At 61.0% G+C, this 13547-nt stretch carries 10 protein-coding genes; all 10 read left to right on the top strand.

The window, feature by feature from the left end:
- The first annotated feature begins 39 nt into the window (after positions 1–39).
- The 10 genes from C513_RS0109045 to C513_RS0109000 all read left to right on the top strand — a co-directional run bounded on the left by C513_RS0109045 (position 40) and on the right by C513_RS0109000 (position 13530).
- The gene (locus C513_RS0109045) at positions 40–1278 is read left to right on the top strand and encodes an acetate/propionate family kinase (RefSeq protein WP_051084431.1); all 1239 of its coding nucleotides are present in this window, start codon (positions 40–42) and stop codon (positions 1276–1278) included.
- Positions 1275–2480: a sodium/glutamate symporter gene (gene gltS / locus C513_RS0109040; RefSeq protein WP_003050035.1), complete on the top strand. Its 1206-nt coding sequence runs from the start codon at positions 1275–1277 to the stop codon at positions 2478–2480. Before C513_RS0109045 ends, gltS begins: the two co-directional genes overlap by 4 nt.
- Before the next feature lie 143 nt (positions 2481–2623).
- On the top strand, positions 2624–4375 hold the full coding sequence (locus tag C513_RS0109035; RefSeq protein WP_020307805.1) for a PHA/PHB synthase family protein: 1752 nt from the start codon (positions 2624–2626) through the stop codon (positions 4373–4375).
- A gap of 87 nt (positions 4376–4462) precedes the next feature.
- Positions 4463–4957 carry a universal stress protein gene (locus tag C513_RS0109030; RefSeq protein WP_018715727.1) on the top strand — a complete coding sequence of 165 codons (495 nt, stop codon included), beginning with the start codon at positions 4463–4465 and terminating at the stop codon, positions 4955–4957.
- Complete coding sequence (locus tag C513_RS0109025; RefSeq protein ID WP_018715726.1) at positions 4954–6027, top strand: lipid A deacylase LpxR family protein; 1074 nt, start codon at positions 4954–4956, stop codon at positions 6025–6027. The genes C513_RS0109030 and C513_RS0109025 overlap by 4 nt, the downstream gene beginning before the upstream one ends.
- A 203-nt stretch (positions 6028–6230) precedes the next feature.
- Positions 6231–7127, top strand: coding sequence for a ribose-phosphate pyrophosphokinase (locus C513_RS0109020; protein WP_003050021.1), 897 nt, complete (start codon positions 6231–6233; stop codon positions 7125–7127).
- Positions 7128–7165: 38 nt separating this feature from the next.
- Positions 7166–9544 (top strand): phosphoketolase family protein, encoded by a 2379-nt coding sequence (locus C513_RS0109015; RefSeq protein WP_003296537.1) that lies wholly within the window; start codon positions 7166–7168, stop codon positions 9542–9544.
- A gap of 35 nt (positions 9545–9579) precedes the next feature.
- Entirely contained in the window at positions 9580–10938 is a 1359-nt protein-coding gene (locus C513_RS0109010; RefSeq protein ID WP_026320714.1) for an MBL fold metallo-hydrolase RNA specificity domain-containing protein, read from the top strand.
- Entirely contained in the window at positions 10935–12452 is a 1518-nt protein-coding gene (locus C513_RS0109005) for a thymidine phosphorylase family protein (RefSeq protein WP_020307800.1), read from the top strand. Before C513_RS0109010 ends, C513_RS0109005 begins: the two co-directional genes overlap by 4 nt.
- Before the next feature lie 187 nt (positions 12453–12639).
- Positions 12640–13530, top strand: a complete 891-nt coding sequence (locus tag C513_RS0109000) for a LysR family transcriptional regulator (protein ID WP_003050005.1) — start codon at positions 12640–12642, stop codon at positions 13528–13530.
- Positions 13531–13547: the final 17 nt, after the last annotated feature.

Below are 13547 nucleotides of genomic sequence, written 5' to 3'. Positions count from 1 at the left end.
GGCGAGGTCGCACGGACGGCGCGCAGAGAGGACGACCTGATGGACGTCACCATGGCCCGCTCTAGGCGCCACGAACACAGACTGATCCTTGTGCTGAACTGCGGCTCATCCAGTATCAAGTTCGCGGTGTTCGATTCCTCGGCCGCGCCACTGCCGCGCCAGGCATTGTGGAATGGCAAGGTGCAGGGAATCGGTGGCGCCAACCCGGATTTCGGAGAGACGGGGGTTGCGCCGTTCCCGATCGAACTGGAAACGGCACATCCGTATCGCGCCGCACTGCGCCTCATCCGCGATCGTGTCAGCCAGCGGCTCGACGGCCGCCGGATCGGTGCGGTCGCCCATCGTATCGTCCACGGCGGCAGTAAATACTTCATGCCCGTGCGCGTGGACGCGAATGTCCTGGCCGACCTCAAGGGCTACATTCCTCTGGCCCCGCTGCACCAGCCATTCGCGCTCGAAGCCGTGGAGATCCTGCTGCGGGAGCAGCCCGATCTGCCACAGATGGCCTGCTTCGACACGGCCTTCCACCACACTTTGCCCCAGGTCGAGAAGGTCCTGCCGTTGCCCTATGCCGCATGGGAGCGCGGTCTGCGTCGGTACGGGTTTCACGGCCTGTCGTATGAGTACATGGCAGTGGCCTTGCCCGAACGCCATGGCGACGCCGCGCGCGGTCGCACCGTCGTTGCCCATCTGGGCAGTGGCGCCAGTCTGTGCGCCATGCGTGGACTCAAAAGCGCGGCCACCACCATGGGCTTCTCCGCGCTTGACGGCCTGATGATGGGCACCCGCACCGGCGCGCTCGATCCGGGTGCGGTGCTCTACCTGATGGAAATCGAGAAGCTCTCACTGGAGCAAGTGGGGCGCGTCCTCTATCACGAGTCCGGCCTGCTCGGCGTTTCGGGAATCTCGGCCGAGCCGCGCGTCATTGTCGGACACGAGAACGATGCAGGCGAAACGGGGGAGCGAGCGCGCTTGGCACTGGCCCTTTACGTGCGCCGCATCGTACGCGAGATCGGGGCCTTGGTCGCCGTGCTGGGTGGCCTGGACATGCTGGTGTTCACGGCGGGTGTCGGTGAACACAATGCGTTCATTCGCGAGCGCATCTGTGCGGCGCTGGGCTTTTTGGGCATTGCCTTGGATACCGATGCCAACGCCAGCCACGCGGCGACGATTTCCAGCGATCACAGTCAGGTCACCGTGGCGGTCGAGCCCACCAACGAAGAGTGGATAGCCGCCAGCCATGCGCTGTCCTGCCTGGACAGGGAGAAGGCGCGATGACGATCGATGCCTTCCATGGATTCACGCTCGCCATCCTGCTGTTGTTCGTGGGCAAGGGCTTGGTTGCGCGTTGGGGCATCTTGCGTCGATACAGCATCCCGGAATCCCTGGTGGGCGGCTTGGCCTGCGCCCTGGTTGTCTTCGCCCTGTACTACGGTGCGGGGATCGTCATCAGTTTCGATCTCGAAGCGCGTGACGCGCTGCTGCTGTACTTCTTTGCGGCCATTGGCCTGGGTACCGACGCCCGCACGCTGCGCCATGGTGGACGGCCCTTGCTGATCCTGTCGGGGTTGGCCATCGGGTTCATGGTGCTGCAGAACCTGGCCGGGATGGAGATGGCACGCGCCTTCGGCCTGGATCCGCGCACCGGGCTGATGGTGGGATCGATTTCCCTGACAGGAGGCGTGGGCACCACCTTGGCCTGGTCCGATCACTTCGTTCACAACCTCGGCATTGCGCAAGCGCAGGAACTGGGATTGGCAGCGAACATGATCGGCCTGATCGCGGCCTGCACCATCGGGGGCCCAGTCGCAAGCTTGCTCATGCGTAGGCATCGGCTTCAAGCCTCTGGGGACAGCGCCCTGGAAATTGGCACGCTGCACAGGGATGAGCAGCATGCCCGCCTGGACTACTACGGCCTGCTGCTGGCATTGCTCTGGCTCAACTTCGCCTTGATGTTGGGATACGGAATCAATGCCTTGGTCGCGCGTACCGCCGTCACGCTGCCCGCCTTTGTGGGCTGCCTGCTGGCCGGAATTCTCCTGCGCATGGCGGCCGACTGGATGAGGCCAAGTGGGCGCGGACGTTTATGGAACTGGCCGAGCATGCAGCCAGGCATCGCCCTGGTTTCCGACATGTCATTGGGCCTGTTTCTGACCATGGCGCTGATGGGACTCAGGCTCTGGGAACTGCAGCCCGTGCTCGCCTTCATCACGGCGGCGATGCTGGTGCAGATTGCCTTGGTCATCGCATTCGTTTTGCTGATTGTTTTTCGGGCAATGGGCAAGGATTACCAAGCCGCCGTGGTGTGCGCGGGTTTCGGCGGTATTGCGCTGGGATCTACCGCCACTGCCATCGCCAACATGACGGCGGTGACTCGGGAGCATGGTGCGGCACGCGAGGCGTTCATTGTGGTGCCCTTGGTATGTGGGTTCGTCATCGATATTGCGAACGCACTGGTAATCAGCCTGATGGCCGGTTAGGCGAAGCGAAACAGCGGAGCGAGCTGGCAGATGGATACATCGCTGACGCGCTGGCGAGGCGTCGTCGCCCAGGAAATCGCAATCGACTCCCGTTTTCAAGCAAGGGGCTCTTTCTACTTGTGCAGAAATAGAGGTAATACGCTTTGACGAATAAAAAGAACGGCAATATCGACTCAGCCATCAATCCGAAGTTGGATGGGGATGCCCATGTCGCTTGGGCACAGGCTTGGTCGTCTATTTCGCCGGAGACATCGTTGCTCGCGTGGGTGGACTGGGCGAGCCATTTAGCAAACAGTCCTGGCAAGCAAGCCGAGCTTTTGGCGTTTGCAGCCTCCCTGTCCGAGCAATGGATGGCCGTATTGAAGAAGAATCCGGCCAACCCGGACCGGGGAGCCACCGCTCCTGACCGGTCACCTGTCAATGACCGCCGCTTCAACGATCCTGCATGGGATCAATGGCCCTACGACCTTTTCCGCAGTTCATTCGTCAATCAGACCAAATGGTGGGAGCAGGCCACGCAGGGGGTGTGGGGAGTGGATCCGAAACACCAACGCCTGCTGGCGTTTGGCGCCAAACAGTGGCTGGAAATGCTTTCGCCCGCCAACGCTGCGGTTTTCAACCCCGTTGTCCTGAAAAGAACCATCGCAGAGCAAGGCGCCAATCTAGCGCGGGGGACGTCCAACTTTCTCGACGACTTGCGTCGGCAACTATCCGGCCAGCCTCCCGCGGGAACGGAGAACTTCGTCGTTGGGCGCGACGTAGCGGTCACGGAAGGAAAAGTCGTTCTGAGAAATCGACTGATCGAACTGATTCAGTACACGCCCACTACCGAGAAAGTCCATCCCGAACCGATCCTGATCATTCCTGCCTGGATCATGAAGTACTACGTACTGGATCTGTCACCGCATAACTCGCTGATACGGTATCTGGTTGCGCAAGGGCATACGGTTTTTTGCATCTCCTGGAGAAATCCGGATGCTGAGGATCGAGATTTGGGCATGGATGAGTACCTGGAGTTCGGCCTGCATGCAGCGCTGGACGCTGTGACTTCCGTCGTCCCCGGGCATGGAGTCCACGCGGCTGGTTATTGCCTGGGCGGAACGCTACTGGCCATTGGTGCTTCAGCCATGGCGCGTGATGGCGATACGCGGCTGGTGTCGGTAAGCCTGCTTGCCGCACAGACGGACTTCAGCGAACCGGGCGAGCTGAGTCTTTTCATCAACGAGAGTCAAGTGGCGCTGTTGGAAGCCAGCATGGCTCAAACCGGTTATTTGACCTCCGACCAGATGAGCGGAGCTTTTCAGCTACTGCGTTCCTACGATCTCATATGGTCTCGCATGATTGACGAATACCTATTGGGCGATCGCCGGGCAATGACCGACCTGATGGCTTGGAATGCCGATGGGACTCGCCTCCCCGCGAAGATGCATTCGCAGTATCTCCGACGCCTTTACCTGAATAACGATCTCAGCGCGGGGCGTTATCCCGTCACGGGTCGCCCCGTTTCAGTGGGAGACATCGCTGTACCGGTGTTTTGCGTCGGCACTGCCTCGGATCATATTGCGCCTTGGCGCTCGGTTTACAAGCTGCATCTCCTGTCTTCGGCCGAGCTGACTTTCGTGCTGACCACTGGAGGACACAACGGCGGCATCGTGAGCGAGCCCGGCCGAGGTAACCGCCAATATCAAATCCATACCCGCGCGGCCGGTGATGGATACATGGCGCCGGATGAGTGGCAAGCGACGATGCAGACGCATCCGGATTCCTGGTGGCCCGCATGGTCGGCGTGGCTGCGAGAGCGTTCCGGTGATGTTGTTGCGCCTCCGCTCATAGGTGCTGAATCCAGTGGATACCCCACTGTTTGCGACGCCCCAGGGGAATATGTACGCAACTGAATAAGCGTATCCCGCGTCCGCTATTGCGACACGGTATACGCAATATCTGTTCGTCATCCCGTTCTACTCTGATAACTGGAGACATTCATGTACTCAAGAATCCTGGTTCCGCTCGACGGAAGTCCTACTGCCGATTTGGCGCTCCACCACGCTGCGGTGCTGGCACGCCTGAATGGCGCAACCATCGTCTTGCTGCACGTCATCGAGGAGATGAAGCACAGCAACGGCTTCGAGAGGCCGAGGATCTATATTGAAGAAGTGAGGCCGGGCTTCCTGGCGGCCGGGCAGAAGCTGCTGGACGAGGCGGCGCTGCGGCTGAGGCAGGAAGGCCTGGCGGTTGAGACCGTCCTTCTGGAAAGCAAGGGCGAGCGCGTCTCGGTGCTCATCGCTCAGCAGGCACTGACCACTCAATGCGAGTTGGTGGTGTTGGGTACTCACGGACGCCGGGGCGTGGACAGGCTGCTGATGGGAAGCGATGCAGAGCAGCTCGCTCGCATCGCACCAGTTCCGGTGATGCTGGTGCGCCAGCCCCAATCGGTCATTGCGACTGCAACCCCTGGGCAGGGTGGCACGCCAGCGTGACGAAGGTTCAGTCCACCGACCAAACTGAATGGAGGCTGAAAGTCGCAGCCCCCTTGCTGCTGCTATTGCTGAGCGCCTCCGCACAGGCCCAGTCCTGCCACCAGGACAACCCGCTGCGCTCAACGGGAACGCTCAATCTGCGGATCGACAACGACATGTTCGGCGGCATTGGACAAGACCAAGGGTACTCCAACGGGTTTCTCGCCAGTTGGGTTTCCCCCAACCTCGTGGACTATAGCGATGACCCTTGTCTACCGCGTCTCGTCCGTGGGCTGAATCGCTTTCTCACGATGCTCCAACCCCAAGGCTTCGACGAACAGAACATGACCATCGGCTTCGGGCAGATGATGTACACCCCGAACGACAAAACGCGCAGCGATCTCATCAAGGATGATCGTCCTTTCGCGGGCGCCTTGATGTTGAGCCTTGGCTATAACGCGAGGCGGGGCGATACGCTGCGCACTTCGCAACTCCGCGTGGGGGTGGTGGGGCCCTCCTCCCAGGCCAGGCAAGTCCAGAACTGGTGGCATGACACCGTCGGAGTGGACAGATTCAATGGCTGGAGACATCAACTGCGCGACGAACCCGTGCTGCAGTTGCTCCACGAACGCCGAACACGAGTCATCAGGCAAGAAAACGTCAGCGGTTGGGGTTGGGATCTGACCCGCCACTGGGGCGGCAGCTTGGGCAATTTCGCCACCTACGCGAATGTCGGCGGAGAACTGCGCTATGGCCTACGCCTGCCGGACGACTTAGGCACCGCACCGCTGCGCCCGGCTGGAGAAAACACCTCGCCCGTGCGTAAGACCGCTGGCAGCAACTGGAACGGGCACCTGTTCGTGGCACTCGACGGTCGCTGGGTTTTGCACGACATCACGTTGGACGGCAATACGTTCAAGTCCAGTCATAGTGTTGATAAACGGCCATTCGTGGCCGATGTGGGCTATGGCATCGCGATGACTCAGGGCAACTGGCGCATCGCGATAGCCCGCTACCACCGCACCCGCGAATTTCGTGGACAAAAGGAAATCCCGGTCTACGGAACGATCACCGTAGGACGGCGATTCTGATGCAGATCGATTCCTTGAACGCCATGCAAGCCACTCTGTTGCTGTTCATGACAAGAGCCTGGTTGCTTGTGGAGCTACCACGTCGACGCAGTACTGCCAATGCCGTCGTCATTAGCCAGTTGGCAAGGTGAACACAGCGAGCTGAACGATAAGGCACCCGCGCTCGATAAGAGACCAAGGACAACAAATAAGGAGATAAATGGATGCAACGACTCACCCTGGCCCTACCCGGCAATGAAGATCTGGCCCGCGGCATCGCGCAGGCATGCGGCAGCGAAGCCGGCCGCATCGAAACGCGCCGATTCCCCGATGGCGAGAGCTATGTCCGGTTGCATGGCGAACCTGCCGATCGGATCGTGGATGTGATTTGCACGCTGGCCCATCCTGATCCGCAGTTCCTGCTTCTGGCTTTTGCCGCTGACGCGGCGCGCGAACTTGGCGCGCAAGAGGTGAACCTGATCGCACCGTATCTGGCCTACATGCGCCAGGACAAGCGATTCCATGACGGAGAAAGCGTGACGTCGCGGTCCTTCGCACGTCTGGTCTCATCGACCTTCGACAAGCTGCTCACGGTGGATCCGCATCTGCACCGCTATCCGACACTATCAGCGGTCTACACGATCCCCACCATCACCTTGCATGCCGCACCACTGCTGGCCGACTGGATCGCGAATCATGTCGAAGAACCTTTGATCGTGGGCCCCGACGAGGAAAGCGAGCAGTGGGCCGGCGCCATCGCGTCCCGCATCGGCGTACCGCACGCTGTGCTTCGCAAGACACGCCATGGCGATCGCAGCGTGGACATCGATGTTCCCGACCTGTCGATCTGGCGCGGCAGAACGCCGGTGCTTGTGGACGACATCGCATCATCAGGCCGCACGCTCGCCGTCGCGGCGCGCAAGCTCGCCGAGCAAGGAATGCGCAAGCCGGAGTGCGTAGTGGTGCATGCCCTGTTCGCCGAGGATGCCTGGGCCCAATTGACACCGTTGTTTGCCCGAATTACGTCCACCGACGCAGTACCGCATCCGAGCAACCGGATTGGTCTCGCTTCGCTGATTGCCGACGCTCTCTCTAGCGGGAAAACCGATCCGCGAGGCTGATCTTTTTATCGATCCAACTATTTTCAAGGAGACCTGAAATGTCCTCTCAAGCTAACCTCGCAACCGATTGGCGTGCTGGTTACGGGCCCATCGCGCACAGGTCTGAAACCATCGAACGTATGCAGGCCCTAGTGCAACGTCTGGTCGCGCAAAGGCGTATAGCAGACGAAGCCTCGGCCCATGCGCTGCTGGCTGCAGCCGACCGGGTGGCCTGCACGGCCATGAGCGTAGTGGCGCATATGACCTATGCCCGGCGCATCGACCGAAGCGGCTGCCCACTGGGCTCCGATGATTTCAAACAAACGCCCGAAGGCCACACCGGCGGCTCGCTCAACATGGTGCCAGCCTTCGTGGGTTATCTGTTGGCCAACGCGCTGACCGGGACGACACGCGGCTGGCTCATGGGGCAGGGGCACTGCGTGGCCGCGATCGAGGCGGTGAACGCACTGACCGGCGATGTATCCGCCGCCCAGCGTGGACGCTACGACCGCAGCGAGGCGGGCCTGTCGCTCCTGATCGCGGACTTCTACTCCTATGCCATCGATAAGCAGGGTCGGCCCGCGGTACCGCTGGGTAGCCATGCCGGGCCGAACACGGCCGGCGCGATCTCCGAAGGCGGCTATCTGGGGTTCGCCGGGCTGCAGTATGTGCACACGCCGTTGCCGGGAGAAAGCCTGGTGGCATTCCTCAGTGATGGCGCTTTCGAGGAACAACGTGGCTCGGACTGGGCGCCGCGCTGGTGGCGCGCCGAGGACTGCGGCTTCGCCATCCCGGTCATGATTCTCAACGGACGGCGCATCGAGCAGCGCACCCAGATCGTGCAGGAAGGTGGCGCTACCTGGCTGGCCGAAGATCTGCGCCACAACGGCTTCGATCCCGTCATCGTTGATGGACGTGATCCGATGGCGATCGCATGGGCCATTGTTGAAGCCGAAGACACGCTGAGCGCCTTCGCCGCACGCTCGGATCGGCGCTATCCGGTCAAGCTGCCCTACGTGATCGCCGAGACGGAGAAAGGTTTTGGCTTCCCGGGCGCGGCGACCAATGCCGCCCACAACCTGCCGCTGAACGGCAATCCGCGCGAGGATGCGCAGGCACGCGAGGCCTTCAACGCAGGGGCTGCGGCGCTGTTCGTGCCCGAGAGCGAACTGGAAAACGCGCTCACCGTCCTTGCGAATCACGGCCAGAGCCAGCGCTCGCGCGAAAGCGAGCACCCCATGGCCCTACGCCATCCAGCGAGCCCTCATCTGCCGATGCCGGCCTGGGCGCCAACTGAGGTATCGGGCAGCGCCATGTCCGCACTGGACCGTTGGTTCGTGGAGCTAGTGCAGGCAAATCCACAGTTGCGCATCCGGATCGGCAATCCCGATGAACTGGCCAGCAACAAGATGGGGACCACGCTAGCGCTGCTCAAGCACCGCGTCAACGTGCCCGAACCCGGCGTCCCGGAATCGACGGATGGCTCGGTGGTCACAGCACTCAATGAAGAAGCCGTTGCGGCCGCCGCCCTCGCCAACAAAGGGGGGCTGAACCTGATCGTCAGCTACGAGGCATTCGCGGTCAAGATGCTTGGATTGATGCGCCAGGAGATCATCTTCGCGCGTCGGCAGAAGGAGCTGGGCCAGCCGCCAGGCTGGATCTCCGTCCCGCTGATCGTCACATCCCACACCTGGGAGAACAGCAAGAACGAGCAGTCACACCAGGACCCGACCATTGGCGAAGCATTGCTGGGGGAGATGTCGGACACCGCACGCGTGTTGTTCCCGGTGGATGCCAACACGGCGTCCGCCGCGCTGCGAGCGGTCTACGCCAGCCGGGGCCAAGTGGCCTGTGTGGTGGTCTCCAAGCGCGACACGCCGAATCACTTCAACGCCGCCGCCGCTCAATCGCTGGTTGAGCACGGAGCAGCCCATGTAGCCGGCGATCCGGCTACAGCACAACTGCAGTTCGTGGTGATTGGCGCCTACCAGTTGGAGGAAGCGTTCAAAGCCCACGCCCGCCTGGAGCGCCATGGACTTGCGTCGTGCGTCACTGTAGTGATCGAACCCGGCCGCCTGCGCATTCCGCGAGATGACCTTGAGGCCACCTTCGTGGTCGGTGACGAAGCCCTGCAAGCACTCTTCCCGCCTCACTTGCCTCGCGTGTTAATAAGCCATACCCGCCCAGAGCCGATGCTGGGTGTGCTGCGCCGCATTGACAGCGGCACCTCGAAGACGCGGGCTTTGGGCTACATCAACCGCGGCGGCACGCTCGATGTGGCTGGAATGTTGATCGCCAACCGCTGCACCTGGGTGGACGCCATCTATGCCGCTGCGCAAGTGACCGGCCGGAACAGTTCGCAGGTTGCTGCGGCCGCGACCGACGAGCGAATTTCAAGTGGTTCTGACGCGGTCCGCGGCGACCGCGCCGGTTCCTGATTTCACAACCCACAAACAAGAGGGGAGACAAATACATGCTCTCATTGACCAGCCTGGGCGGTGCCGGCACCGTCACCGGCTCCAAACACCTTATCACCCATGGCAATACCCGCATCTTGATCGACTGCGGACTGTTCCAGGGATTGAAAAACCTGCGCGAACTTAACTGGCAGCGCCTGGCAGTTGAGCCCAAGGACATCGATGCGGTCGTATTAACGCATGCGCACCTGGATCATTGTGGGTATCTGCCCCGATTGGTGCTGGACGGGTTCCGCGGGAAGATTTTCTCGACCTCAGCCACGCGAGATGTCGCCGAACTCATCCTACTCGACAGCGCCTGGTTGCAGGAGAAGGACGCCGATTTCGCCAATCGAAAAGGATTTTCCAAACACAAGCCAGCCCTTCCGCTGTATCGGGTTCGGGATGCAGAACGTACGCTCCTGCAGTTCAAACCGGTGCCGCTGCATCAAGAGACTGAATTGCCGGGCAATGCCCGTCTACTGCTGCGCAGCGCCGGTCACATTCTTGGGGCGGCGACGGCTCAGATCGACATTGGCGGCAAGCGTTTGGTGTTCTCCGGCGACTTGGGACGCTTTGACGACATGGTCATGCCTGATCCTGAACCAGTCACGGAAGCGGACTACATCATCATCGAGTCCACCTATGGCAATCGTCGTCATGACCGTTCCGATGCCGTCGAAGCGCTGGGCGACATCATCGAGCGCACGACTCGCCGCGGAGGCACGGTGGTAATTCCCGCTTTTGCCGTGGGACGAGCGCAGTCGTTGATCTACGACTTGTGGCTGCTGCGACAGCGCGGTCGGCTCCGCAACGTGCCCGTCTATCTGGACAGTCCGATGGCCACCAACGCAACTGTGCTGCTGCACCGCCACTCCGACGACCACAAGCTCACGCAACACGATTTCGAGGCCGCATTTTCGGAAGTCAAATACGTGCGCGACGTTGAAGAGTCCAAGGCACTATCGGCGAATCGCTACCCCAAGGTGATTATTTCCGCCAGCGGCATGGCCACCGGTGGCCGCGTGTTGCATCACATAGAAGCGTTTGGCGGCATTCATCAGAACACGCTGCTGTTCTCTGGATTTCAGGCCGCAGGTACGCGCGGACGCAAACTGCTTGAGGGCGCTCGCGAAGTCAAGATTCATGGACGCTGGATGCCGATCAATGCGGAGGTCGCCGAGCTTCCGATGTTGTCGGCTCATGCCGACAGCGATGAACTGATGCGATGGCTGGGCGGCTTTACCCGGGCGCCGGAAGGGGTGTTCATTGTTCACGGTGAATCCGATGCCTCCGAGGCGCTGCGCGAACGTATCCAGCGCGAACTCAAATGGCACGCATCGGTGCCCATGCAAAACCAGGAGTTCGCCCTGTGAGTGCCCGCATCACTCCCCAGACACCCGCCTTGCAAGCATTGCGCATGCGACTGCATGCCCAGCATCAACCCGTCGTCTTGATGCGTACCGATTGCCATGTCTGCCGTGCCGAAGGGCTGGCACCGCGGTCACAGGTACTGATCATTGCCGGCGACCGCACTGTGCAAGCGCTACTGTACCAAATCGACAGCGATCTGCTCAAAACCGGACAGATCGCTCTGTCCGAGGCCGCCTGGGATGCCCTGGACATTCATGAGGGCGATCTTGTGCAGGTTCGGCATCCTCCGCTGCTCGAATCGTTGTCGGCCGTGCGTGCGCGAATTCACGGCCACCGACTGCAAACGACGGAGTTGCAGGCGATCGTCCGTGATGTGGTCGATGGTCGCTATACCGATGTCGCACTTTCGGCCTTCCTGACCGCAACGGCGGTACTGCCTCTGGATATGCAAGAGACCATCCATCTCACCCGTGCGATGGTCGATGTCGGGGATCACCTGCAATGGCAGGCTCCGATTGTTGTGGACAAGCATTGCGTGGGCGGATTACCGGGAAATCGCACCACGCCGTTGGTGGTTGCCATCGCCGCAGCCAATGGATTGGTGATGCCCAAGACCTCATCACGCGCCATCACCTCTCCCGCTGGCACCGCGGACACCATGGAAACGCTGGCTCCTGTAGACCTGGACCTGGATACGCTCAGAAAGGTCGTGGAGAAAGAGGGTGGATGCGTGGCGTGGGGCGGCGCGATGCACCTCAGCCCCGCGGACGACATCTTCGTGCGTATTGAGCGTGAACTGGATATCGACACGCAAGGACAACTGATTGCCTCGGTGTTATCCAAGAAGATTGCAGCAGGGGCGACCCACATCGTGATCGATATTCCGGTTGGGCCAACCGCAAAAGTCCGCAGCCGGGAAACTGCCGAGCATCTTGCGCATCACCTTTCGGAAGTCGCCGCGTCATTTGGCCTTGTATTGCGTTGCCTGTTTACAGACGGGAATCAGCCTGTCGGCAGAGGTATCGGCCCGGCGTTGGAGGCGCGCGACGTGTTGGCCGTATTGCGCAACGAGGCGGATGCGCCGCAAGACCTATGTGACCGCGTGGCGTTGGTGGCGGGCGCGGTGCTTGAGCTTGGCGGCGTCGCCAAAGAAGGGGAGGGACTTCGGTTGGCTCATGAGACGATCAGCAGTGGCCGCGCGTGGGAAAAATTTCAGAGAATCTGCGCGGCTCAGGGGGGATTTCGTGAGCCGCCCCAAGCTCTCTATGTCGAACCGCTTTTGGCAACCACTTCAGGCCGAGCAGTACACATCGACAACCGTAAGCTTTCTCGTTTAGCCAAATTGGCCGGTGCGCCTGAGAGTCCAGCCGCAGGGATTCAATTGCAGGTGCGCTTAGGTGACGAGATAACACGCGGACAACCATTGATGTTTTTGCATGCGCAAACCTCTGGAGAGATGGCCTATGCACTCGCATACGTACAAGGCATTGGGGACATTGTAAAGATTGAACCTTAGCGCCGTGGATAAACAGGGCTCTTGAATGCTCGGTCAAACACAGCCCGGCCTCTCGTTTGGAAAAGTTGAACGCCTACATCTCATGCTCAAGAACATATGAAAAAACATCGCTTAAAAGAAGTTTTCAACCTGCATCGCGTGGAGCAAACAGAAGGAGGTCGTCAGCGCCTGAATAGGAACATTGCTCATGGAACTGCGGCACCTGCGTTGCTTTATCGTTTTGGCCGAAGAACTTCATTTCACACGGGCGGCTGAGCGTCTTCACATTGAGCAACCTCCTCTGTCCCGCGCCATCAAGGAGCTTGAGGACGAGTTAGGCGCTGTGCTCTTCGACCGGGACCGCCGGGGCACCCGACTGACCGCTGCGGGTGCCGTGTTCCTGCAGGACACTCGCCGGCTATTCACCGTCCTGGAGCAGGCCCGCGAGAACGTCAAGGCTGTCGCGGCGGGCTTGCGAGGCAGCCTGCGCATCGCCGTATCCGACGGCGCGCTCGATCCCCGGCTGTCGGCGTTTCTAGCCCGTTGCCGTGCCGAAGAACCCGAGATCGAGATACGGATGTCCGAAGTGCCTTTGGCCGAGCAGTTGCGCGGCCTGCGCTCGGGCGACTTCTGCATCGGATTCGCTCATACCGCCGACGTCGGTGATGGCATCGTCGCCGAACCTATCTGGCAGGACCCGCTGGTGGTCGCCTTGCCAGCCCGGCACGCACTGCTCGTCCACAAGGAGGTTCCACTCCATGAACTCCGGGGGCATCCTCTTGTCCTGTGCGATCCCCAGGTGTGCGAAGGCTACTGCCGCGAGTTGGCGCGCCTCCTGCAGACCCAGGAACACAAACTGAATGTCGTTGAGGAGGTTTCCTCGCTGGACATGATGCTCACCTTGGTCGGTGCCGGCTACGGCGTGGGCTTCATGACGGCGACCAAGATTCCGGTCAGCCAGCGACCGGACGTGGTGATCCGTCCATTGGCGCTGGATACAGCCGTGATCACCACCTACCTGCTTCGACTCGAAAGCAGCAACTCATCGGCTTCGCTGGTGCGATTTATCGACCGCCTCCGGGACCCTTCGAGCGACTGACGCAACGGACCGCACCA

The sequence above is a fragment of the Allobrachymonas chironomi DSM 19884 genome (assembly GCF_000374625.1).
Taxonomy (GTDB): domain Bacteria; phylum Pseudomonadota; class Gammaproteobacteria; order Burkholderiales; family Burkholderiaceae_C; genus Brachymonas; species Brachymonas chironomi.
This window is presented reverse-complemented; position numbering and strand designations above follow the sequence as displayed.

Bases quoted from the DNA above. Each gene is read 5' to 3' on its own strand.
- C513_RS0109015 (WP_003296537.1), top strand. From the start codon at position 7,166: ATGTCCTCTCAAGCTAACCTCGCAACCGATTGGCGTGCTGGTTACGGG.
- C513_RS0109000 (WP_003050005.1), top strand. From the start codon at position 12,640: ATGGAACTGCGGCACCTGCGTTGCTTTATCGTTTTGGCCGAAGAACTT.
- C513_RS0109030 (WP_018715727.1), top strand. From the start codon at position 4,463: ATGTACTCAAGAATCCTGGTTCCGCTCGACGGAAGTCCTACTGCCGAT.
- gltS (WP_003050035.1), top strand. From the start codon at position 1,275: ATGACGATCGATGCCTTCCATGGATTCACGCTCGCCATCCTGCTGTTG.
- C513_RS0109020 (WP_003050021.1), top strand. From the start codon at position 6,231: ATGCAACGACTCACCCTGGCCCTACCCGGCAATGAAGATCTGGCCCGC.
- C513_RS0109045 (WP_051084431.1), top strand. From the start codon at position 40: ATGGACGTCACCATGGCCCGCTCTAGGCGCCACGAACACAGACTGATC.
- C513_RS0109010 (WP_026320714.1), top strand. From the start codon at position 9,580: ATGCTCTCATTGACCAGCCTGGGCGGTGCCGGCACCGTCACCGGCTCC.